Here is a 22,262-nt window from a genome sequence, read left to right as displayed (position 1 = left end):
CTTAAAACCTCAGGCCAGTAATAAACGATACTAAACGGACCAGGATACCATCCAGTCCCCACAAAATCAGTGACATGACGGCAGTTACCGCAGCAACGATCAGCGTGGTATGTAGCGTTTCCTGACGAGTCGGCCATATGACTTTTCGAACCTCAGTACGAGCTTCACGCGCAAACAGAACGGTCGCTTTACCTTTCGTCGTCAATAACGCTACGCCACCCGCAACAGCAATCAGGATAACAACAGCCAATGCTCGCAGAGGCAGGCTCAATTCACGGTAATAATAATTACCGCCAACCGCCGCAGCCAGCAAAACAGCGACGATCAGCCATTTCAGAGCCTCAAGGCCACGCCCACTACCCTGAGCTTCGGTATTCGCACTCATAAACCAACCTGTCACAATGATTCAGACAAATAATTTTTGCCCAGCATGAAGGGCAAACCAAACCGAATACTACCTATAAAGGGAAAATTCGGGATTACGCCGTTTATACAGAGCCTATCTCACCAATGATTATACTTCACAATCGCTGATGAGATAGGTTCTACCCTGACAGCGTAGAAAAAGGGCATCAAATGATGCCCTTTTATCGCGTGTTGCGTCAAATCTTATCAGCAATTAAGCGATAACTTTAGCAACCACGCCGGCGCCTACTGTACGGCCACCTTCACGGATTGCGAAACGCAGACCGTCGTCCATCGCGATCGGAGCAATCAGGTTAACAACCATTTTGATGTTGTCGCCTGGCATAACCATTTCAACGCCTTCCGGCAGTTCGATGGTGCCCGTTACGTCAGTTGTACGGAAGTAGAACTGCGGACGGTAGCCTTTGAAGAACGGAGTATGACGGCCGCCTTCATCTTTGCTCAGAATATAAACTTCGGATTCGAACTGCGTATGCGGTTTGATTGAACCTGGTTTAGCCAGTACCTGACCACGTTCAACTTCGTCACGTTTAGTACCACGCAGCAGAACACCAACGTTCTCACCCGCACGGCCTTCGTCCAGCAGTTTGCGGAACATTTCAACACCGGTACAAGTCGTTTTGGTCGTGTCTTTGATACCCACGATTTCAACTTCTTCACCGACTTTGATGATGCCGCGCTCTACACGACCGGTAACAACAGTACCACGGCCAGAGATAGAGAATACGTCTTCGATCGGCAGCAGGAACGGCTTGTCGATAGCACGCTCTGGTTCCGGGATGTAGCTGTCCAGCGCTTCTGCCAGTTCTACAATCTTCGCTTCCCACTCAGCTTCGCCTTCCAGCGCTTTCAGCGCAGAACCACGGATTACCGGAGTGTCGTCGCCCGGGAAGTCGTACTGAGACAGCAGCTCACGAACTTCCATTTCAACCAGTTCCAGCAGCTCTTCGTCATCAACCATGTCACATTTGTTCAGGAACACGATGATGAACGGAACGCCTACCTGACGACCCAGCAGGATGTGCTCACGAGTCTGCGGCATCGGGCCGTCAGTCGCTGCAACTACCAGGATCGCGCCGTCCATCTGGGCAGCACCGGTGATCATGTTTTTCACGTAGTCGGCATGCCCTGGGCAGTCAACGTGCGCGTAGTGGCGAGTCGGGGTATCGTACTCAACGTGAGAAGTGTTGATGGTGATACCACGTGCTTTTTCTTCCGGCGCGTTATCGATCTGGTCGAATGCGCGAGCAGCACCGCCGTAGACTTTCGCCAATACGGTAGTGATAGCAGCGGTCAGCGTTGTTTTACCATGGTCAACGTGGCCGATAGTACCGACGTTAACGTGCGGTTTAGTACGTTCAAATTTTTCTTTAGACATCGATTGTCCCTCTAAGACACGGATAAATCGGTGATATCACCACATCAACCAAGCAATTACTTGCTGAGCTTAACAAAAGGAAATCAGGAGGAATATAAAAGGAGTGGTGCTGATAGGCAGATTCGAACTGCCGACCTCACCCTTACCAAGGGTGCGCTCTACCAACTGAGCTATATCAGCACATCTAATATGGAGCGGGCAGTGGGAATCGAACCCACATCATCAGCTTGGAAGGCTGAGGTAATAGCCATTATACGATGCCCGCATCCTGGAACTCGGCTACCTGATTTCTTTGTAGAGTTAAAAACCCCGGCACATATTACATTCGCGCCAAGATTTTTCCGATCCGATTTAGACACATCAGACCGTCTTAATCCTGTTTCAGGATTGAATTGATGGTGGAAGTAGGAAGATTCGCCACGCAACTTCTCACCTTCATCAACATGAAATATGAAGCTCTATCACGTTGATTCAGCCATTGTTTATGGCTTGAATTGGTGGTGGGGGAAGGATTCGAACCTTCGAAGTCTGTGACGGCAGATTTACAGTCTGCTCCCTTTGGCCGCTCGGGAACCCCACCTGGTTGTGTACTTGATGGTGCCGGCTGCCGGAGTCGAACTGGCGACCTACTGATTACAAGTCAGTTGCTCTACCAACTGAGCTAAGCCGGCATCAAGTGCTGCGCATTCTAGGTAGACTGGCCGGTCTATGCAACAAAAAAATCGCTTAAAATGCACTACCGCTTAGATTTTGCACATTTTTGGACATTCTTTTCCATAAGCGTTAGCAATTCGTGCAAATATGCATCACACCATCGACCTCAGCAGCATTTTCCTCAAGGTTAAAACAACACTCCACCTCACTATTTCTTCTTCATATAGACCAGCAAGCCTCGGTCAGCCAAGACACTTTCGTATATCACTGACCTAAAAACCAAAGGATGATGACGGCAGTGGTATGTTTTTTGCTCATTACGGGTAATTGGCCCTCCCTCGCCGTTTGCTTTCGCAGGAGATACTTCATGAAAACCGTTTTACTCTCCACCTCTACCCTTCCTTTGTATCGACATGCATTGGCGGGATTACTCATTAATGCCGTCGAGCACGGCAGTTCCGTCGGATATCGAACCCCTTTGTCCTATGAAGATGCTGAAGGTTACTTCCACGAACTGAGGCATGCCATTGCGAACGGAGAACGTCTTCTTTGGATCACGCTTGATGAAAATGGAGTTGTAGGAACCGTGCAATTGGAGCTTTGCCAGAAATCGAATGGGCAAAATCGAGCTGAAATTCAGAAAATGCTTGTTCATCAACAGCATCACCGCAAAGGGATAGGACATCATCTTTTGCAAACACTCGAAGAGTCAGCGTTGAGCCTGCAACGCGGTCTGCTTTATCTTGATACGGAAGCCGGTTCGGCTGCAGAATTATTTTACCAGTCGCAAGGCTACTCTTATTTGGGCGAGATTCCTGATTACGCTTGCACACCTGAAGGGACTTATCATCCTACGGCCATTTATTACAAACGCCTTTTTATAATGAAATGAGGCGAGTCGTTAATCACTGACTAAAATAACGCTGAGGCCTTTATTAAGGCATCAGCGTGCATTGGATTTCTTCTTCTTTTCTTTACCCGCATGGTGGTAATCTGCCCGTCATCATTTCCCCCAATAAAAGGTGGGTGGTCTTTTTATCCGACGGTTTTAAGACCGGTATGACACCTTTTAACGCTGTACTGGCATGTAGAAACGTATTTATGAGAGATAGAGAGCAATCCTTGGCCACACCATATCTGCAATTTGATCGTCAGCAGTGGGCGACGTTGCGGGATTCGGTCCCGTTAACGCTGACAGAGAATGAAATATTAAAACTCAAAGGTATCAATGAGGATCTATCCCTGGACGAAGTTGCAGAAATTTATCTGCCACTCTCGCGTTTATTGAACTTTTATATCAGCTCCAATTTGCGTCGCCAGGCAGTGCTGGAACAGTTTTTAGGCACCAAAGGACAAAAGATCCCCTACATTATTGGGGTGGCGGGCAGTGTGGCTGTTGGTAAAAGCACCACTGCGCGCGTCTTACAGGCTCTGCTCAGACGCTGGCCTGAACACCGTACGGTTGAACTGATTACCACTGACGGGTTCTTACATCCCAACAAAGTGTTAAAAGAAAGAAACCTGATGAAGAAGAAAGGATTTCCCCAGTCTTATGATATGCACAGTCTGGTGAAATTCGTTTCTGAGGTGAAGTCAGGGGCTCCCAGAGTCGTTGCGCCAACCTACTCCCATTTGACCTACGACATCGTCCCGGACCGTCATCAAGTCATTGAGCAGCCCGATATTCTTATATTGGAAGGCTTAAACGTTTTGCAGAGTGGTATGGACTATCCTCATGATCCACATCGGGTCTTCGTATCCGACTTCGTGGACTTCTCAATCTATGTAGATGCGCCGGAAGAGTTGCTGAAAAGCTGGTACATCAACCGATTCCTGAAGTTCAGACAGGGTGCGTTTGCCAATCCGGACTCCTACTTCCACAACTATGCGAAAATTACGGAAGAAGAAGCCATGGAGTTTGCATCTCAGGTATGGAGCGAAATCAACGGGTTAAATCTGAAGAAAAATATTCTTCCTACCCGAGAAAGGGCCAGTTTGATTATGACGAAAAGCGCCAATCATGCTGTCGAGCGCGTAACGCTGCGTAAATAATATGCTCAGGGGATACCCATCCCCTTATTCTTTTGATACGCCTCGCAACGAAATCTCCCCCCGATATAGGGTATCAATACGCCGTTTTGCTCCAGCAGCAATGCTCCTTGGTTATCGATGCCTTTATCAACTCCGACAATCTCTCTATCACCCATCAGGAGTTTTACCGGCCGATTATAAAAATTATCCAGTGACTTCCAGCGGGGAATGAAAGGCGCCAAGCCGTGCTGTTCGAAAGAAACCAGTGCCGCGCGTAATTCAGTAATCAAGCGGGCCGCCAGTGTGTTGCGATCGACCGCTACCCCGGCTTCCTGAAGATTGATCCAGCCTTGATTGATCATTTCCGCTCCCGGCTCGCGCATGCTCAGATTGATACCGGCGCCAATGACGAGGTGAGCCGCATCGCCGGTTCTACCGTTTAGCTCAACCAGAATTCCAGCCAGCTTGCGGTCATTCAAGTAAAGATCGTTGGGCCACTTAACCCGAACGCCATCCGCTCCCAGACTGTGCAGCACTTCCGCCATGATGATGCCAATGACCAGGCTAACGCCAATCGCGGCCGCGGGTCCTTGCTCTAAACGCCAGTAGAGCGATAAGTAAAGGTTCGCGCCAAAGGGAGAGAACCATCGCCGCCCTCTCCGGCCACGTCCTGCCTGCTGATATTCGGAGATGCAAACGTCCCCCGATGAAACTATATCGAGGCGATCCAGCAAATATTGATTGGTAGAGTCAATGACGGGCAGCACATCGATATTTCCACCGTTGGTTAACGCCCGGATTTTTTCGGCATCCAGCAGCTCTATTGGTGCAGGTAACGCATAGCCTTTACCTGTTACGGTATAAACATCGAGGCCCCATTCACGGATGGTGTGAATGTGTTTGTTGATTGCTGAACGACTCATACCCAAGCGTTCACCCAGCACTTCACCCGAATAAAATTCGCCATCGGCTAAAATGGAGATCAACTTCAGTGGAACGGTATTATCTCTCATGCCAGCACCTCGACCGCGTTAACTTCACCCTGACCAGCGATAAATCGCACTTCAGGTTCCAACCCAATGCCAAATTTTTCAGCTACCTGATGACGAACGTAACGCGCCAAGGTCACGACATCTTTGCTGGTTGCATTCCCTGCATTGATAAGAACCAAGGCCTGATTGGCATGTACCGCAGCATCACCGATGCGATAGCCTTTAAGCTCACACTGGTCGATAAGCCATCCGGCGGCAAATTTAACGTCGCCGTTAACCTGAGGATAATGCGGCGCCAGAGGAAATTGCCGTAATAGCTCGTTTGCATGGACGGCCGGAAGCACCGGATTCTTGAAAAAGCTGCCTGCATTTCCATTCACGGCAGGATCGGGCAGCTTGCTCTTGCGCATAGCGCACACCGAATCGAAGACGACCCGTGGGGTCACAGTTTGAAGATCGAGTCGCGACAGATCGCCGTAGTTGAGCACAGGCCGCCAGAGTTTGGGTAAGGTGAGTCCGACTGCTGTAATCGCATAGCCGTCGCGGTATTGATGCTTAAAAATGCTTTCACGGTAGCCAAACTGGCAACTCTCGTGCGCCAACCGCATTTGTTCACCGGTATTGAGGTCCAAGACATCGACATAGGCACACACGTCTTGCAGCTCAACGCCATATGCCCCTATATTTTGAATCGGAGACGAACCGACACAGCCCGGGATCAAGGCCAGGTTCTCTAATCCGGGAATACCCTGATTAAGGGTGAATTCGACCAGGTCATGCCAGACTTCGCCTGCGCCCACGTGTAGATGCCAACACGCATCCGTATCGTCAATCTCAATCCCTTTCAGACGATTTAATACGACACACCCCTCGAAATCCTCAAGGAAAAGGACATTACTTCCACCGCCTAGAATGAGTACTGACTGGTCTGAAATGGTTGCGTTTTTCCAGGCATTAAGAAGCTCCTCGGTTGAATTCGCTGTCACCACTTCTTTCGCTGAAACAGGCAGGGAGAATGAGTTATAGGGCTGTAATGATGCGGCGGCACTCGTCATAGTCGTCTTCAAGCTCGATATATTTAATCGCTCTAGTTTACTCGATCCAAAAACATTATTGAGCAGTGTTTTCTAAAGGCGCTCGAGTCGTATAGCCGTATGGCTCGATGAACAAAAGCTGAGCGCCCATTTATCTACCACTAACGTTAATACCTGACATCGTTCATTGAACGGGGACTAACCTCCTATTCGCTAGCAAGAAAGCCGCTTAAGCTATCTCATCGATTGCTAATTGAATGAATACTCTCAGGGCAGAACTAAAGATGAAGTTTTGGATAGACCAACAGATCCTTCAGACCACCGCGTAACGCAGGTGCTGTTACCTCGGCAGTCGTTAAGGTTGTTGGGTACCTAGTTGCTTAGACACTCATGCAACAAATATGAAAACCGCGGGATCATCGTTGGTGACACTAGTGAAAAAGTATGCCCCAAGTGGGTCATCGTGATGAATAGCGAAAACTGCACGCTGATGTGGTGCCAGTGAGTTAATGGCAGATAGTGCATGTACCAACCAAAACAGCCGACGCACCGTGCCTCAGTTATCGAGTGACCGGCCACTGCCGATCTGTGGTGGCACCAGAGATCGGCGGGAAGAACTTGACCTTGTGTGTGAACGATGAAGTCAGGGCTCACAGAGGTCACGGGAGACGTAACGTACAGGAATGAAGACAGCGTAATTAGCGATCGGTGGTTTGCTCCCGTTATCTCATCACCCCGGCAAGCATCAACGGTAGATACCTTACAGGCCAGCATTAAAACGTAGCGCAGACCTGACCGGGCGCGGCGTAGCCGCGTCTGGGCCTGAGGTTGGGTTGGGTTGGGTTGGGTTGGGTTGGGTCTAAATGGTGGCGGACATCATCAGGCTTATCCACCGCATGGCAGCCCTTTCGCATTTCACGCCAGACTCTTCGCGCGACGCCTCATCGGCATGGTCAGTACCGAGTCATCACAAAGCAGGGGCAAAAGAGAGTTTAACCTCACTCAGGACTGATACCAGCGGGATAAATAAGTCTAGGTGCAGAATCAAGGAAGCATGGGGTCAGGATGGGTAAAGGGAGCAAGCTGTTGAGCAGGAATAGGTCATCACAACGGTCTTATGAGCCACGGAGACACTTGCAGAACCCGACTCATGGCCATCAATCGTGTCCCCGTGTCCATCACCGAAGGGCGGGACTACAAGGGCTGTGTGCTGGCGCGGTGCAGATACAGTGCGGCTCTGTCCGCGTCGCCCCAACGCAAAAACCCCCAGCTTGCGCTGAGGGTTTCTACTTAAATTAATGCCTGGCAGTTCCCTACTCTCACATGGGGAGACCCCACACTACCATCGGCGCTACGGCGTTTCACTGCTGAGTTCGGCATGGGGTCAGGTGGGACCACCGCGCTATCGCCGCCAGGCAAATTCTGTTTCATCCCAACCGTTACGTCCTACTTCCACGCAACCATCAGAACCAATCTTCGAACAAGCTGAATACGTCTCTCTAAAAACACCTTCGGTGTTGTAAGGTTAAGCCTCTCGGGTCATTAGTACTGGTTAGCTCAACGTATCGCTACGCTTACACATCCAGCCTATCTACGTCGTCGTCTTCAACGGCCCTTCAGGGGACTCAAGGTCCCAGGGAAGACTCATCTCGGGGCAAGTTTCCCGCTTAGATGCTTTCAGCGGTTATCTCTTCCGCACTTAGCTACCGGGCAATGCCATTGGCATGACAACCCGAACACCAGTGGTGCGTTCACTCCGGTCCTCTCGTACTAGGAGCAACCCCCCTCAATCTTCCAACGCCCACGGCAGATAGGGACCGAACTGTCTCACGACGTTCTAAACCCAGCTCGCGTACCACTTTAAACGGCGAACAGCCGTACCCTTGGGACCTACTTCAGCCCCAGGATGTGATGAGCCGACATCGAGGTGCCAAACACCGCCGTCGATATGAACTCTTGGGCGGTATCAGCCTGTTATCCCCGGAGTACCTTTTATCCGTTGAGCGATGGCCCTTCCATTCAGAACCACCGGATCACTAAGACCTGCTTTCGCACCTGCTCGAGCCGTCACTCTCGCAGTCAAGCTAGCTTATGCCTTTGCACTAACCTCCTGATGTCCGACCAGGATTAGCTAACCTTCGTGCTCCTCCGTTACTCTTTGGGAGGAGACCGCCCCAGTCAAACTACCCACCAGACACTGTCCGCAACCCCGATTAGGGGCCCACGTTAGAACATCAAACATTAAAGGGTGGTATTTCAAGGTTGGCTCCATGCAGACTGGCGTCCACACTTCAAAGCCTCCCACCTATCCTACACATCAAGGCTCAAGGTTCAGTGTCAAGCTATAGTAAAGGTTCACGGGGTCTTTCCGTCTTGCCGCGGGTACACTGCATCTTCACAGCGAGTTCAATTTCACTGAGTCTCGGGTGGAGACAGCCTGGCCATCATTACGCCATTCGTGCAGGTCGGAACTTACCCGACAAGGAATTTCGCTACCTTAGGACCGTTATAGTTACGGCCGCCGTTTACCGGGGCTTCGATCAAGAGCTTCGCCTTGCGGCTGACCCCATCAATTAACCTTCCGGCACCGGGCAGGCGTCACACCGTATACGTCCACTTTCGTGTTTGCACAGTGCTGTGTTTTTATTAAACAGTTGCAGCCAGCTGGTATCTGCGACTGGTATCAGCTCCGGGAGCAAGTCCCTTCACCAACACCAGCGTGCCTTCTCCCGAAGTTACGGCACCATTTTGCCTAGTTCCTTCACCCGAGTTCTCTCAAGCGCCTTGGTATTCTCTACCTGACCACCTGTGTCGGTTTGGGGTACGATTTCGTGTTACCTGGAGCTTAGAGGCTTTTCCTGGAAGCTTGGCATCGGCTACTTCATCACCGTAGTGACTCGTCATCACGCCTCAGTGTTAATGATGTTCCGGATTTACCAAAAACATCCACCTACACGCTTAAACCGGGACAACCGTCGCCCGGATAACCTAGCCTTCTCCGTCCCCCCTTCGCAGTAACACCAAGTACAGGAATATTAACCTGTTTCCCATCGACTACGCCTTTCGGCCTCGCCTTAGGGGTCGACTCACCCTGCCCCGATTAACGTTGGACAGGAACCCTTGGTCTTCCGGCGTGCGGGTTTTTCACCCGCATTATCGTTACTTATGTCAGCATTCGCACTTCTGATACCTCCAGCAACCCTCACAGGCCACCTTCGCAGGCTTACAGAACGCTCCCCTACCCAACAACACCTAAGTGTCGCTGCCGCAGCTTCGGTGCATGGTTTAGCCCCGTTACATCTTCCGCGCAGGCCGACTCGACCAGTGAGCTATTACGCTTTCTTTAAATGATGGCTGCTTCTAAGCCAACATCCTGGCTGTCTGGGCCTTCCCACATCGTTTCCCACTTAACCATGACTTTGGGACCTTAGCTGGCGGTCTGGGTTGTTTCCCTCTTCACGACGGACGTTAGCACCCGCCGTGTGTCTCCCGTGATAACATTCTTCGGTATTCGTAGTTTGCATCGAGTTGGTAAGCCGGGATGGCCCCCTAGTCGAAACAGTGCTCTACCCCCGAAGATGAGTTCACGAGGCGCTACCTAAATAGCTTTCGGGGAGAACCAGCTATCTCCCGGTTTGATTGGCCTTTCACCCCCAGCCACAAGTCATCCGCTAATTTTTCAACATTAGTCGGTTCGGTCCTCCAGTTAGTGTTACCCAACCTTCAACCTGCCCATGGCTAGATCACCGGGTTTCGGGTCTATACCCTGCAACTTAACGCCCAGTTAAGACTCGGTTTCCCTGCGGCTCCCCTATTCGGTTAACCTTGCTACAGAATATAAGTCGCTGACCCATTATACAAAAGGTACGCAGTCACCCTGATAAATCAAGGCTCCCACTGCTTGTACGTACACGGTTTCAGGTTCTATTTCACTCCCCTCGCCGGGGTTCTTTTCGCCTTTCCCTCACGGTACTGGTTCACTATCGGTCAGTCAGGAGTATTTAGCCTTGGAGGATGGTCCCCCATATTCAGACAGGATAACACGTGTCCCGCCCTACTCATCGAACTCACAACTCATGCCTCTTCGTGTACGGGACTATCACCCTCTGTCGTGCGACTTTCCAGACGCTTCCACTAAGACACAAACTGATTCAGGTTCTGGGCTCCTCCCCGTTCGCTCGCCGCTACTAGGGGAATCTCGGTTGATTTCTTTTCCTCGGGGTACTGAGATGTTTCAGTTCCCCCGGTTCGCCTCATGTCACTATGTATTCATGACATGATAGTGCAACGGATTGCACTGGGTTTCCCCATTCGGGTATCGTCGGGTATAACGGTTCATATCACCTTACCGACGCTTATCGCAGATTAGCACGCCCTTCATCGCCTCTGACTGCCTAGGCATCCACCGTGTACGCTTAGTCACTTAACCTCACAACCCGAAGGTGTTTCGTAAAACACTTCGCGCTGCGATTATTTGAGAGACTCTGATACAACCAAATCACATCTCAGTACTGCACGGAGAGATATGTTCAGCTGCATCGTTTCAAATTTCAGCTTGTTCCAGATTGTTAAAGAGCAATATCTTAAACACGACTCGTTAAAGTCATCTTTAAGATATTCGGTTGATAATGCCTTTCACTCATTATCGGTATGGCGTCCCCAAGGGGATTCGAACCCCTGTTACCGCCGTGAAAGGGCGGTGTCCTAGGCCTCTAGACGATGGGGACACGAAATCCGACTAAACCTCAGGCTTAATCGTTCCGCATCAGCATGAGTCAGAGACTCATCATCAACAGGTGCGCTTTTTGCTCTTGCTTTTTCATCAGACAATCTGTGTGAGCACTTCACTAGCACTTCACTTTGGTAAGGAGGTGATCCAACCGCAGGTTCCCCTACGGTTACCTTGTTACGACTTCACCCCAGTCATGAATCACAAAGTGGTAAGCGCCCTCCCGAAGGTTAAGCTACCTACTTCTTTTGCAACCCACTCCCATGGTGTGACGGGCGGTGTGTACAAGGCCCGGGAACGTATTCACCGTAGCATTCTGATCTACGATTACTAGCGATTCCGACTTCATGGAGTCGAGTTGCAGACTCCAATCCGGACTACGACGCACTTTATGAGGTCCGCTTACTCTCGCAAGTTCGCTTCTCTTTGTATGCGCCATTGTAGCACGTGTGTAGCCCTACTCGTAAGGGCCATGATGACTTGACGTCATCCCCACCTTCCTCCGGTTTATCACCGGCAGTCTCCTTTGAGTTCCCACCATTATGTGCTGGCAACAAAGGATAAGGGTTGCGCTCGTTGCGGGACTTAACCCAACATTTCACAACACGAGCTGACGACAGCCATGCAGCACCTGTCTCAGAGTTCCCGAAGGCACTAAAGCATCTCTGCTAAATTCTCTGGATGTCAAGAGTAGGTAAGGTTCTTCGCGTTGCATCGAATTAAACCACATGCTCCACCGCTTGTGCGGGCCCCCGTCAATTCATTTGAGTTTTAACCTTGCGGCCGTACTCCCCAGGCGGTCGACTTAACGCGTTAGCTCCGGAAGCCACAGTTCAAGACCGCAACCTCCAAGTCGACATCGTTTACAGCGTGGACTACCAGGGTATCTAATCCTGTTTGCTCCCCACGCTTTCGCACCTGAGCGTCAGTCTTTGTCCAGGGGGCCGCCTTCGCCACCGGTATTCCTCCAGATCTCTACGCATTTCACCGCTACACCTGGAATTCTACCCCCTCTACAAGACTCTAGCTTGCCAGTTTCAAATGCAGTTCCCAAGTTAAGCTCGGGGATTTCACATCTGACTTAACAAACCGCCTGCGTGCGCTTTACGCCCAGTCATTCCGATTAACGCTTGCACCCTCCGTATTACCGCGGCTGCTGGCACGGAGTTAGCCGGTGCTTCTTCTGCGGGTAACGTCAATGAATAAGGCTATTAACCTTACTCCCTTCCTCCCCGCTGAAAGTACTTTACAACCCGAAGGCCTTCTTCATACACGCGGCATGGCTGCATCAGGGTTTCCCCCATTGTGCAATATTCCCCACTGCTGCCTCCCGTAGGAGTCTGGACCGTGTCTCAGTTCCAGTGTGGCTGGTCATCCTCTCAGACCAGCTAGAGATCGTCGCCTAGGTGGGCCTTTACCCCGCCTACTAGCTAATCCCATCTGGGTTCATCCGATGGTGTGAGGCCCGAAGGTCCCCCACTTTGGTCTTGCGACGTTATGCGGTATTAGCTACCGTTTCCAGTAGTTATCCCCCTCCATCGGGCAGATCCCCAGACATTACTCACCCGTCCGCCGCTCGCCGGCAAAGTAGCAAGCTACTTTCCGCTGCCGCTCGACTTGCATGTGTTAGGCCTGCCGCCAGCGTTCAATCTGAGCCATGATCAAACTCTTCAATTAAAAGCTTGATTTGCTAAGTTAATAGCGATGCTCAAAGAATTTACTGTTCATTCGTAATGAATTAACTGTTGTTCACTCTTCAAGACTTTTTCGTATCTAGTTGCGATAGTGTCTTGTGAGTGCCCACACAGATTGTCTGATTAAATTGTTAAAGAGCAGCGCCACTTTCAGTGGCCGCGGGCCGCATATATTACGGTTTCCGCTTTTGAAGTCAACGACTTTCTTCGTTTTTCTTCGACTGTCACCGCATCGCGTTGTCCGCTTTGCCGTGTCAGTGGGAGCGCATTATAGGGAGTTATTTCGGGCTGACAAGCGCTAAATGCAAAAAGATATTCAAGCGAGTCTTTTTCCATCAATACGTTGCAATAACCCTCATTATGCCTTTTTTTTCAGCGTTAATTGCCCGAATTGCTGAGCGAAATCGCGAACCTGATGCCAATCGGTATATTCAATCTCACGCGACGCATCCGTTTCTCCTCCCGTCATACGCATAATTAACTGAATCATGACGCGATCGAACCATCGATATCGGGGATAACGCAGCGCTCCCGCGAATACCGCCCCCAAGTCGGGCTTCCAGGGACAACGCAGTAAGAACTTGCGCGTATACGCATTGGTTTGCACCGTGTTTTTTTCCGGTTTGCGCGCCGTCAGGTTCACCGAGAAGAAAGCACTCGGCTTGTTTTGCAGTAAAACCAGATTGCGCTGGATGAACTGATCCAGCGCCGGTGCAAAGTGCCCGTAGCGGACAGACGCCCCTAAAAGGATTTTCTCATACTCAGACAGTTCGATTTTGTCGGCATCATCAATATTGACGACATCACAGACCTGCGTCTCTTTCAATTCATCAGCAATGACATTGGCGATCGCCTCTGTTTGCCCATCAGTCGTCGAAAACAGGATCAATGCTTTCATTCTAAGGAGTCCTCTTTTGTTATTCCCGCCAGAAGGTCGGCGTAAACAGCACCAACAGCGTGAATACCTCGAGACGACCAAACAGCATCGTCAAAATGAGTATCCATTTTGCAGCATCATTCATTGAGGTGAAGTTATCCGCCACCACGCCCAAACCGGGACCAAGATTGTTTAGCGTAGCTGCAACGGCGGCAAACGCCGAAAAATCATCAACGCCGGTCGCAATCACGGCCAACATGCTGACGATAAATACCAGCGCGTAGGCGGAAAAGAATCCCCATACAGCCTCAAGTATTCTTTCCGGCAACGCGCGTTGTCCCAGTTTGATGGTATAGACCGCGTTAGGGTGGACCAGCCTCTTCAGCTCACGCGAACCTTGTAAGAACAGCAGTAAGATACGGATAACTTTAAGTCCACCGCCCGTCGAGCCTGCGCAACCGCCGATAAAAGCTGAGCACAGTAGCAGTACCGGTAGGAATAATGGCCAGTGCGAAATACTGTCCGTCGTAAACCCTGCGGTCGTCGCCATCGAGACCACCTGGAAAAACGCCTGGTTCAGCGTATCCATCCCCGAGCTGTACACATTATGGAACCACAGCACGACGGTACAGACAGCGACCAGAGACATCTGGACAAAAATGAACATGCGGAATTCCGGATCGCGCCAGTACACTTTCAGGCTGCGCCCGCTCAATACCGCGAAATGAAGGCCAAAGTTACAGCCCGAAATTAATAGGAAAATGGCAATAATGGTATTGATGGTTGGACTATTAAAGTAGCCGATGCTCGCGTCATGAGTTGAGAAGCCCCCTATCGCGATCGTCGAAAAACTATGGCCGATGGCGTCAAATATCGGCATCCCCGCTAACCAAAGAGACAACGCACATAGCACCGTGAGCAGCAGGTAGATCAACCACAGCGTCTTAGCCGTTTCCGCGATACGAGGACGCATTTTGTTATCTTTCAGCGGACCGGGCATTTCTGCGCGGTATAGCTGCATGCCCCCGACGCCCAAAATCGGCAGAATAGCCACCGCCAACACGATGATCCCCATGCCGCCCATCCATTGCAGCATCTGGCGGTAAAACAGGATAGCTTTAGGCATCGAATCCAAGCCGACCAACGTGGTCGCACCGGTCGTCGTCAGGCCGGAGAAAGATTCGAAAAACGCATCCGTAATCGTTAAGTTCGGCCGGTCGGTAAACAGAAAAGGCAGCGCCCCGACACTTCCCAGCACCGTCCAGAACAGCACCACAATCAAAAAGCCTTCTCGCGCTTTAAGCTCATGGCGATGCTTGCGGTTAGGAAACCAGAGCACCAGCCCGATAATCAACGCGGCGATGAACGTCTGCGTAAAGGCTTTACCCGCTCCGTCGCGATAAATGAGCGCCACCAGGCCGGGGATAAACATAGTGCCAGAAAACAGGATGACCAGCAGGCCAACGATGCGGGTTATGGCGCGCAAGTGCATTACGGGGCCTTCCTTAACAAAAAGTTCAATGAGTTCGCGCTGGGATTATTGTGAAATTGGCAGTAATTGCAACGCACCGCGACTAATATCTCGCAATCGACGATCCGCCTCATCAGCGGCGTTTAAAGGCAACGCCAGTTGGAGCCTGACATCAGCGCCATACTCCGTCGACACAATCTGCCCTTCTAACTGACGCACGATAGCTTCGACGGGAGCCAGCAGCGGGTAATCACACTGTAGCTGATACTCCTGCAGCAACACGCGCTGCGTGAGTGTCATTTGTTTCAACGCCTGCTGCACACCACCGCCGTAAGCTCGTACCAACCCACCGGTGCCAAGCTTGACGCCGCCGTAATAGCGGACGACGACAGCCGCCACTTCGCCGATACCGCTGCCCATCAGCTGTGCCAGTATCGGTTTCCCCGCTGTGCCCGCCGGTTCGCCATCATCAGAGAAGCCCAACTGTTGAGAATCGTCGGGCGCGCCCGCGACATAAGCCCAGCAGTGATGAACCGCCGCAGGATGTTGCTCCCGCAAGGTATTGATGAAGGCTTTTGCCGCCTCTACGCCGCAGGCAGGGCTTATCACGCTGATAAAACGACTTTTTTTAATTTCTTCGCTGACGCTGACTTGCTCAGCCGGAACCGGATAAGAAGACATCAGTCGAGATTAAGCGCGCGAGTCAGGTTTTCGATACGCTTGTCGTGGATCACGACGTTATCTTCGATACGAATACCTCCCGCAGGGCGCAGCGCATCGATCTTCTGCCAGTTGAAGTGCTGACGAAGCGCGCCTGCGCGCCAAGGCTCCAGCAGAGAGTCGATGAAGTAAAGTCCGGGTTCGATAGTCACCACCATCCGGGGCTCCAGAATTCGCGTGCAGCGCAGATAAGGATAGCATTCGGGTGCAGCCAGCGTGGTGCCCGTATCGTCTTGCATAAACCCGCCGACATCATGGACCTGCAACCCCAGAAGATGACCCAGGCCATGCGGTAAAAATGGCCGCGTCATCCCTTGCTCAACCATCGCCTCCTCGCTAAGGCCGCCCACCAGCTTATGGCGCTTCAGCAGTCCGGCCAGCCGACGATGCATCTGCTCATGATATTCGGTATAGCGAACGCCTGATTTCAACGTATCCATCAACGCTCGCTGTTCATGGTTGAGATCTTTGACCAGCGCGGCGAAATCGCCGTCGTGCTGACCGGCATAGCTGCGGGTAATGTCCGCCGCATATCCGTTGTATTGCGCGCCGGCGTCAATCAAGAAACTGCGGATTTCGCCTGGAACGTGATGCTTCAGTTGGGTGTAGTGCAACACCGCGGCATGCTCGTTCAGCGCCACAATGTTGTCATAAGGCACGTCGCTGTCTCGATGGCCGGTCGCCGTCAGATAAGCGAGGTTGATATCGAACTCGCTCATACCGGACTGGAACGCTTCCAGCGCCGCGCGATGGCCCGATACCGCGGTTTTCTGCGCTTCGCGCATACACGCCAGCTCATAATCCGTTTTGTAGGCGCGGTAATAGTGAAGGTAGTTCAACACGCTCCGGGGATTGATGTGCTCAGGGGTGATGCCAAGATCGACTGCGCGTTGTGTGGCGCTGCCGATGTAGCTCACGTTCTGACGCGCCGCAGGCAGCGCATGACCGATATCGTCGGCATCTCGAAGCACCTGGATATCGAACTCTTTGGTCCAAAAGCTATCCGGCAGTGAAGAGACGCTGTGCCAAAAATCCACGGGGGAATAAAACCACAGGCGCGGCTTGTTCAGCCCATCGACCCACAGCCAACAGTTCGGCACCTGCGTCACCGGCAGCCAGGCTTTGAAATGCGGATTCACCTTGAACGGATAATCGTGGTCATCCAGAAACAGCGTTAACAGCTCTCCGGAGTGGATCAGCAACGCATCCAGATTGTCGCGTTCAAGCGCGGCTTGCGTGCGTTGTTGCAGCGTCACGACATGTTGATGATACAAAGAGGCCAGCGATTCCATCAGTATCTCCATCTACCACAGCGTATTTTTTATGTTAACACAGCGCCGGGGATCCGGCAGGGTCGCCCCCTGACGCAGGAGTACCACAGGGTGTTGTTACGCACTCCCACAGGCAAAGCCAAAGACGTCGCCGAACGGCGAAATGGAAGACGGACAATCAGCAATGATTCACGCACGAGCGGTTAGGACATACATAGGCAACCGGCCCCGTGATGTACGAAGCCGGTTATTGCGAAAGGAAGGTCTTAAATGAAGGAGAATGCGTCACCGAACAGACGTTCTTGCTGTGCGCCACGCTCGTTACAGAAACGTTCACGCGCGACTTTCGCCATTTCGAACCGACCCGCGATGTAGATATCATGATCCGCCAACGAGCCGAAGTCTTGCAGTACCGCGCTCAGCACCGTACCAGTGCGCCCACGCCAGCCGTCTTCCGCCTGTTCAACCACCGGCACAACTTGCAAATTCGGATGCTGTTCCGCCAGCGACTCCAGCGTACCCAAATCATAGAGGTGTTGAGGTTCCCGACCGCCCCAATAGATAGAGACCGGGCGCTGCGGCTGATGGGCCAGCACGGTCAGCAGGATCGAACGGACATAAGAGAAGCCGGTGCCGCCCGCAACCAAAATCAACGGACGATCGCTGTCGTCTCGCAGCCAGGCCTCGCCGTGCGGAACATCCACTTCCAGAGTGTCTTCTTTTAGAATGCGATCCATTACAGCCATCGCGTAAAGATTCATGTCCGACGCGCCAATGTGTAGCTCGATAAAATCGGTATCCATCGGCGTCGAAGCGATAGAAAACGGGCGCTTGTCCCGCTCGTCCATCACTACCATCAGATACTGGCCGGCACGGAAGGAAAACGGGGCTGAAGGTAATAAACGAACCCGATAAACCGTATCGGTAATCGTCTCTACTGATGTTACTTTACAGCTCAATGTTGTCATGCGTTCCCTCTGTAGGGTCATCTAAACGAAATGGGAAATGGCGGTAACGGTCGATTAGCGCCGCTTGCCGCTGTCATCGAAAATGGCTAACTCATCCCAGATGGCATCGATGCGGGCCACAACCTGCGGATCTTTGGTTATCGGTTCGCCCCACTCTCGTTGGGTCTCGCCCGGCCATTTATTGGTTGCATCCAGCCCCATTTTGGAGCCAAGCCCGGAAATCGGCGAAGCAAAGTCGAGATAGTCGATAGGCGTGTTTTCCACTAACAGCGTATCTCGTGCCGGGTCCATCCGCGTCGTGATCGCCCAAATGACATCTTTCCAGTCCCGGGCATTGATATCATCGTCGCAGACGATAACAAATTTGGTGTACATAAACTGCCGCAGAAACGACCACACGCCCATCATCACCCGCTTAGCATGCCCGGCGTACTGCTTCTTCATAGTAACGACCGCCAGACGGTAAGAACAGCCCTCAGGCGGAAGATAAAAGTCGACGATCTCCGGAAACTGTTTCTGCAGCAGCGGCACGAAAACTTCGTTCAACGCGACGCCCAGTACCGCTGGCTCATCCGGCGGACGGCCGGTGTAAGTTGAGTGGTAAATCGCGTTCTGCCGCTGAGTCACATGCGTCACCGTAAAGACCGGGAACTTATCGACCTCATTATAGTAGCCGGTGTGATCACCGTAGGGCCCTTCCTCCGCCAGCTCTCCCGGCTCAATGTACCCTTCCAGCACGATTTCCGCGCTAGCTGGCACTTCCAGATCGCAGGACAGACATTTCACCACCTCGGTTTTATGGCCGCGCAACAGTCCGGCAAAGGCATATTCGGATAACGAATCCGGGACTGGCGTCACCGCGCCGAGGATTGTCGCCGGATCGGCTCCCAGCGCCACCGCGATGGGGAAACGTTCACCGGGGTGTTCCTGACACCATTCCTGGAAGTCGAGCGCACCGCCCCGGTGAGACAACCAGCGCATGATCAGTTTGTTTTTACCCAGCACCTGTTGGCGATAGATACCGAGATTCTGGCGCTCCTTGAACGGACCTCGGGTGACCGTCAGTCCCCAGGTGATCAGGGGGGCCGCATCGCCCGGCCAGCAGTGCATCACGGGAATTCGCGTCAGGTCCACGTCGTCCCCCTGCCACACATGCTCCTGACAGGCAGCGGACGACACACGCTTCGTCGGCATGTTCAGGACCTGACGGAAGCGGGGAAGTTTGTCCATCAAGTCACGGAATCCACGTGGCGGTTCAGGCTCTTTCAAAAATGCCAGCAGTCGGCCGACATCCCGCAACGCGCTGACGTCATCCTGCCCCATTCCTAATGCAACGCGTTTCGGCGTACCGAACAGGTTACACAAGACCGGCATGTCGTAGCCGATCGGGTTTTCGAACAGCAGCGCCGGACCTTCGGCTCGCAGGGTGCGATCCGCGATCTCGGTCATTTCAAGATGAGGATCGATGGGCTGGGTAATGCGTTTCAACTCACCCTTATCTTCGAGAAGGGAAAGGAATTCACGTAAATCACGGTATTTCATGCTGATCATCAGGACGTTCGGTGGTGCACTTATTATAAAGTTTCTTCTACAAACTGTCGCTTCCTGCGGACGCTATTTATCCCGAGCCGCTTTTGTTATTCTGGCCGAAAATTGCAATAGATTAGTGAAATTATGGAATCCTGGTATCTACTTTACTGTAAGCGCGGGCAGTTGCTGCGGGCAAAAGAGCATCTGGAGCGTCAGACGGTCAACTGCCTGAGCCCGATGATTGCCGTTGAAAAGATTGTGCGCGGAAAACGTACCGAGGTCAGCGAGCCCCTGTTTCCAAACTATCTGTTTGTCGCATTCGATCCCGAGCACATTCACACTACCACGATTAGCGCAACGCGCGGCGTCAGCCACTTCGTGCGCTTTGGCGCGCTGCCCGCGGTGGTGCCACAGGGTGTCATTGACGAACTCGCGCTGAATCCAACGCTAGTGATGACAGATCCGGAGACGCCTCAGCCGGGCGACACCGTGACGATTACGGAAGGGACATTCAACGGGCTGGAAGCCATCTATGCGGAGCCCGATGGTGAGGCACGCTCTATGCTGCTGCTTAACCTGCTGAATAAACAGGTTAAGCAGAGCATCGATAACCGCCAGTTCAAAAAATGCTGACGGTGATTGCCGTTAGCGCTGCAGAGATTCCTCACGCAGCCACTGCGCCACGCGTTTCGCGAAGTAAGTCAACACGCCATCCGCACCGGCGCGTTTGAAGCACATGAGGGACTCCATCACCACCGGCTGTTCCTGCAACCAGCCGTTTTGAATCGCCGCCATCTGCATCGCATATTCACCGGAAACCTGATAGGCGAACGTCGGCACTCCGAAGGTCTCTTTCACCTGACGGACCACATCGAGATACGGCATACCCGGTTTCACCATCACCATATCTGCGCCTTCCTGCAGATCCTGGGCAATCTCCTGCAGCGCTTCCGCGCCGTTCGCCGGGTCCATCTGATAGGTTTTCTTGTTGCCGCCTTTCAGGTTACCGGAGGAACCCAACGCATCGCGGAACGGGCCGTAAAAACAGGAGGCATACTTGGCCGAGTACGCCATGATCTGGGTGTTAACCAGTCCCTGCGTTTCCAGCTGGCTGCGAATAGCGCCAATACGGCCGTCCATCATGTCGCTGGGGGCCACGATTTCCGCGCCTGCGTCTGCATGAGATAGCGCCTGGCGAACCAAGATGGTTTTCGTCACGTCGTTCACGACATAGCCGTCGTCGTCGATGATCCCATCCTGACCGTGGGTGGTATAGGGATCTAACGCTACGTCCGTCAACAGTCCCAGCTCAGGCACCGCAGACTTCAACGCACGCACCGCACGTTGTACCAACCCATCCGGGTTGTAGGACTCTTCTGCGTGCAGCGACTTTTTATCCGCCTCGATCACAGGAAACAGCGACAGCACCGGAATACCCAGTTTTGCGACAATCTCCGCTTCCTTCACCAATTCGTCGATCGACAAACGGAAAACGCCCGGCATGGAAGGCACTTCCTGACGTAGCCCCTTTCCTTCCATGACAAACACAGGGTAGATGAGGTCATTTACCGTCACCTGATTTTCGGCCACCAGTCGGCGGCTAAAGTCATGACGACGCAGTCGGCGCAGACGTCGTCCAGGGAATGCGCCGGGAAAAGCAGTGCTCATAGAATTATTCTCCAGTCGAACCCAGCCGGAAAACCCGGCGGGCATTGTCATCCGCCATTTCCCCCAGCCAAACGGCGTCTTGTCCGCGCCAGGCGGCAACCTGCCGGATAATATGGGGAAGATGACAGGGCTCATTACGTCGGGAAGTCGGTTTAGGATCTAAATCCCGCGGTAGCAAATAGGGCGCATCCGTTTCCAATAGCAGCCGCTCATCTGGAATGTGCGGCAGCAGTTCGCGCAACGCCAAACCCCGGCGTTCATCGCAAACCCAGCCGGTGATGCCTACCATCAATCCGGCATGCAGGCAGTCGTCCAGTGCCTGACGATCTCCCGTAAAACAGTGAACAACGGCAGCGGGCAGCTTATCCAGCCACGGCGTTAATAATGTCATAAAGCGTTCGTGCGCATCGCGACAGTGCAAAAACACCGGCAGAGACAGCTCGGCCGCAAGTGCCAGCTGTGCGCTGAACGCCTGTTCCTGCTGTTCGGGAGAAGAGAAATTACGGTTAAAGTCCAGACCACATTCGCCAATAGCGACAACCTTATCATGCTGACCCAACCGGTGAATGTGTTCCGCCACCGCGTCTGTCCACGTGCTGGCGTCATGGGGGTGAACGCCTGCGGTCGACCAGCAGTAATCCGGAACGGCTTCGCTCAATGCCAGTGCCTGCGCGCTTTCCTCGGCGCTGGTGCCGGTGATCAGCAGACCGGTGACGCCCGCCTCGCGGGCACGCTGCACGACCTGTTCGCGATCTTTATCGAACTGTGAGCTGGTGAGGTTAACTCCAATATCAAACATTAACGTCAGTCCTGCGATTA

15 protein-coding genes, 5 tRNA genes and 3 rRNA genes are annotated in these 22,262 nt (G+C 52.5%); 3 read left to right on the top strand and 20 right to left on the bottom strand.

All coding sequences use genetic code 11. The features are described from left to right. Position 1 precedes the first annotated feature (1 nt). The 6 genes from secE to CKQ53_RS06210 all read right to left on the bottom strand — a co-directional run bounded on the left by secE (position 2) and on the right by CKQ53_RS06210 (position 2,475). A complete protein-coding gene (gene secE, locus CKQ53_RS06235) occupies positions 2-385 on the bottom strand; it encodes a preprotein translocase subunit SecE (protein ID WP_085653050.1) in 384 nt (127 codons plus the stop codon). A gap of 234 nt (positions 386-619) precedes the next feature. Beyond that, positions 620-1,804, bottom strand: a complete 1,185-nt coding sequence (gene tuf, locus CKQ53_RS06230; protein WP_118894785.1) for an elongation factor Tu — start codon at positions 1,802-1,804, stop codon at positions 620-622. Positions 1,805-1,908: 104 nt separating this feature from the next. Next, positions 1,909-1,984: transfer RNA gene (locus CKQ53_RS06225), tRNA-Thr, on the bottom strand. Positions 1,985-1,994: 10 nt separating this feature from the next. Continuing rightward, positions 1,995-2,069, bottom strand: a tRNA-Gly gene (locus tag CKQ53_RS06220). 230 nt (positions 2,070-2,299) lie between these two features. Then, a tRNA-Tyr gene (locus CKQ53_RS06215) sits at positions 2,300-2,384 on the bottom strand. A 15-nt stretch (positions 2,385-2,399) separates the two neighbouring features. Further along, positions 2,400-2,475, bottom strand: a tRNA-Thr gene (locus CKQ53_RS06210). Positions 2,476-2,825: 350 nt separating this feature from the next. Between CKQ53_RS06210 and CKQ53_RS06205 the strand changes: the two genes are divergently transcribed. Continuing rightward, entirely contained in the window at positions 2,826-3,350 is a 525-nt protein-coding gene (locus CKQ53_RS06205; protein ID WP_085653827.1) for a GNAT family N-acetyltransferase, read from the top strand. 209 nt (positions 3,351-3,559) lie between these two features. Next, positions 3,560-4,510, top strand: coding sequence for a type I pantothenate kinase (coaA, locus tag CKQ53_RS06200; protein WP_094118913.1), 951 nt, complete (start codon positions 3,560-3,562; stop codon positions 4,508-4,510). 5 nt (positions 4,511-4,515) lie between these two features. Here coaA and birA read toward each other — a convergent pair whose 3' ends face one another. From birA to ubiD, 12 genes are all read right to left on the bottom strand, one after another. Continuing rightward, positions 4,516-5,502, bottom strand: a complete 987-nt coding sequence (birA, locus tag CKQ53_RS06195) for a bifunctional biotin--[acetyl-CoA-carboxylase] ligase/biotin operon repressor BirA (RefSeq protein ID WP_118894783.1) — start codon at positions 5,500-5,502, stop codon at positions 4,516-4,518. Continuing rightward, on the bottom strand, positions 5,499-6,548 hold the full coding sequence (gene murB / locus CKQ53_RS06190) for a UDP-N-acetylmuramate dehydrogenase (RefSeq protein ID WP_254901621.1): 1,050 nt from the start codon (positions 6,546-6,548) through the stop codon (positions 5,499-5,501). Before murB ends, birA begins: the two co-directional genes overlap by 4 nt. A 1,267-nt stretch (positions 6,549-7,815) precedes the next feature. Continuing rightward, positions 7,816-7,931: ribosomal RNA gene (rrf, locus tag CKQ53_RS06185) — 5S ribosomal RNA — on the bottom strand. A gap of 105 nt (positions 7,932-8,036) precedes the next feature. Continuing rightward, positions 8,037-10,944 (bottom strand): 23S ribosomal RNA (locus CKQ53_RS06180). A 222-nt stretch (positions 10,945-11,166) separates the two neighbouring features. Next, positions 11,167-11,242, bottom strand: a tRNA-Glu gene (locus CKQ53_RS06175). A 137-nt stretch (positions 11,243-11,379) separates the two neighbouring features. Beyond that, positions 11,380-12,921: ribosomal RNA gene (locus CKQ53_RS06170) — 16S ribosomal RNA — on the bottom strand. The 16S, 23S and 5S rRNA genes sit together here with 1 tRNA gene alongside, the layout of an rRNA operon. A 375-nt stretch (positions 12,922-13,296) precedes the next feature. Next, the gene (gene hemG, locus CKQ53_RS06160; protein ID WP_085650799.1) at positions 13,297-13,836 is read right to left on the bottom strand and encodes a menaquinone-dependent protoporphyrinogen IX dehydrogenase; all 540 of its coding nucleotides are present in this window, start codon (positions 13,834-13,836) and stop codon (positions 13,297-13,299) included. 19 nt (positions 13,837-13,855) lie between these two features. Then, the gene (trkH, locus tag CKQ53_RS06155; RefSeq protein WP_085650798.1) at positions 13,856-15,307 is read right to left on the bottom strand and encodes a Trk system potassium transporter TrkH; all 1,452 of its coding nucleotides are present in this window, start codon (positions 15,305-15,307) and stop codon (positions 13,856-13,858) included. Between the two features lie 45 nt (positions 15,308-15,352). Beyond that, positions 15,353-15,967, bottom strand: coding sequence for an IMPACT family protein (locus CKQ53_RS06150; RefSeq protein WP_094117857.1), 615 nt, complete (start codon positions 15,965-15,967; stop codon positions 15,353-15,355). After that, entirely contained in the window at positions 15,967-17,298 is a 1,332-nt protein-coding gene (pepQ, locus tag CKQ53_RS06145; protein WP_094117858.1) for a Xaa-Pro dipeptidase, read from the bottom strand. Before pepQ ends, CKQ53_RS06150 begins: the two co-directional genes overlap by 1 nt. 245 nt (positions 17,299-17,543) lie before the next feature. After that, positions 17,544-18,245 (bottom strand): NAD(P)H-flavin reductase, encoded by a 702-nt coding sequence (gene fre / locus CKQ53_RS06140; RefSeq protein ID WP_085650796.1) that lies wholly within the window; start codon positions 18,243-18,245, stop codon positions 17,544-17,546. Positions 18,246-18,299: 54 nt separating this feature from the next. Further along, a complete protein-coding gene (ubiD, locus tag CKQ53_RS06135; RefSeq protein ID WP_094117859.1) occupies positions 18,300-19,796 on the bottom strand; it encodes a 4-hydroxy-3-polyprenylbenzoate decarboxylase in 1,497 nt (498 codons plus the stop codon). A gap of 123 nt (positions 19,797-19,919) precedes the next feature. On the opposite strand from ubiD, the gene rfaH reads away from it, so the two are divergent. After that, the gene (gene rfaH / locus CKQ53_RS06130) at positions 19,920-20,408 is read left to right on the top strand and encodes a transcription/translation regulatory transformer protein RfaH (protein ID WP_085650794.1); all 489 of its coding nucleotides are present in this window, start codon (positions 19,920-19,922) and stop codon (positions 20,406-20,408) included. A 12-nt stretch (positions 20,409-20,420) separates the two neighbouring features. On the opposite strand, the gene hemB is transcribed toward rfaH, so the two are convergent. Further along, positions 20,421-21,443, bottom strand: a complete 1,023-nt coding sequence (gene hemB, locus CKQ53_RS06125) for a porphobilinogen synthase (protein ID WP_085650793.1) — start codon at positions 21,441-21,443, stop codon at positions 20,421-20,423. Positions 21,444-21,447: 4 nt separating this feature from the next. Beyond that, positions 21,448-22,242: a 3'-5' ssDNA/RNA exonuclease TatD gene (tatD, locus tag CKQ53_RS06120; RefSeq protein WP_085650792.1), complete on the bottom strand. Its 795-nt coding sequence runs from the start codon at positions 22,240-22,242 to the stop codon at positions 21,448-21,450. Positions 22,243-22,262: the final 20 nt, after the last annotated feature.

The sequence above is a fragment of the Lonsdalea britannica genome, assembly GCF_003515985.1.
Classification (GTDB): domain Bacteria; phylum Pseudomonadota; class Gammaproteobacteria; order Enterobacterales; family Enterobacteriaceae; genus Lonsdalea; species Lonsdalea britannica.
Note: the sequence above shows the minus strand (reverse complement) of the source record. Positions and strands in the feature narration are given on the sequence as shown.

What these genes read in the sequence shown, in the direction of transcription:
- secE (WP_085653050.1), bottom strand. Translation starts at nt 385, where the DNA reads ATGAGTGCGAATACCGAAGCTCAGGGTAGTGGGCGTGGCCTTGAGGCT.
- tuf (WP_118894785.1), bottom strand. Translation starts at nt 1,804, where the DNA reads ATGTCTAAAGAAAAATTTGAACGTACTAAACCGCACGTTAACGTCGGT.
- CKQ53_RS06205 (WP_085653827.1), top strand. Translation starts at nt 2,826, where the DNA reads ATGAAAACCGTTTTACTCTCCACCTCTACCCTTCCTTTGTATCGACAT.
- coaA (WP_094118913.1), top strand. Translation starts at nt 3,560, where the DNA reads ATGAGAGATAGAGAGCAATCCTTGGCCACACCATATCTGCAATTTGAT.
- birA (WP_118894783.1), bottom strand. Translation starts at nt 5,502, where the DNA reads ATGAGAGATAATACCGTTCCACTGAAGTTGATCTCCATTTTAGCCGAT.
- hemG (WP_085650799.1), bottom strand. Translation starts at nt 13,836, where the DNA reads ATGAAAGCATTGATCCTGTTTTCGACGACTGATGGGCAAACAGAGGCG.
- trkH (WP_085650798.1), bottom strand. Translation starts at nt 15,307, where the DNA reads ATGCACTTGCGCGCCATAACCCGCATCGTTGGCCTGCTGGTCATCCTG.
- CKQ53_RS06150 (WP_094117857.1), bottom strand. Translation starts at nt 15,967, where the DNA reads ATGTCTTCTTATCCGGTTCCGGCTGAGCAAGTCAGCGTCAGCGAAGAA.
- pepQ (WP_094117858.1), bottom strand. Translation starts at nt 17,298, where the DNA reads ATGGAATCGCTGGCCTCTTTGTATCATCAACATGTCGTGACGCTGCAA.
- fre (WP_085650796.1), bottom strand. Translation starts at nt 18,245, where the DNA reads ATGACAACATTGAGCTGTAAAGTAACATCAGTAGAGACGATTACCGAT.
- ubiD (WP_094117859.1), bottom strand. Translation starts at nt 19,796, where the DNA reads ATGATCAGCATGAAATACCGTGATTTACGTGAATTCCTTTCCCTTCTC.
- rfaH (WP_085650794.1), top strand. Translation starts at nt 19,920, where the DNA reads ATGGAATCCTGGTATCTACTTTACTGTAAGCGCGGGCAGTTGCTGCGG.
- hemB (WP_085650793.1), bottom strand. Translation starts at nt 21,443, where the DNA reads ATGAGCACTGCTTTTCCCGGCGCATTCCCTGGACGACGTCTGCGCCGA.
- tatD (WP_085650792.1), bottom strand. Translation starts at nt 22,242, where the DNA reads ATGTTTGATATTGGAGTTAACCTCACCAGCTCACAGTTCGATAAAGAT.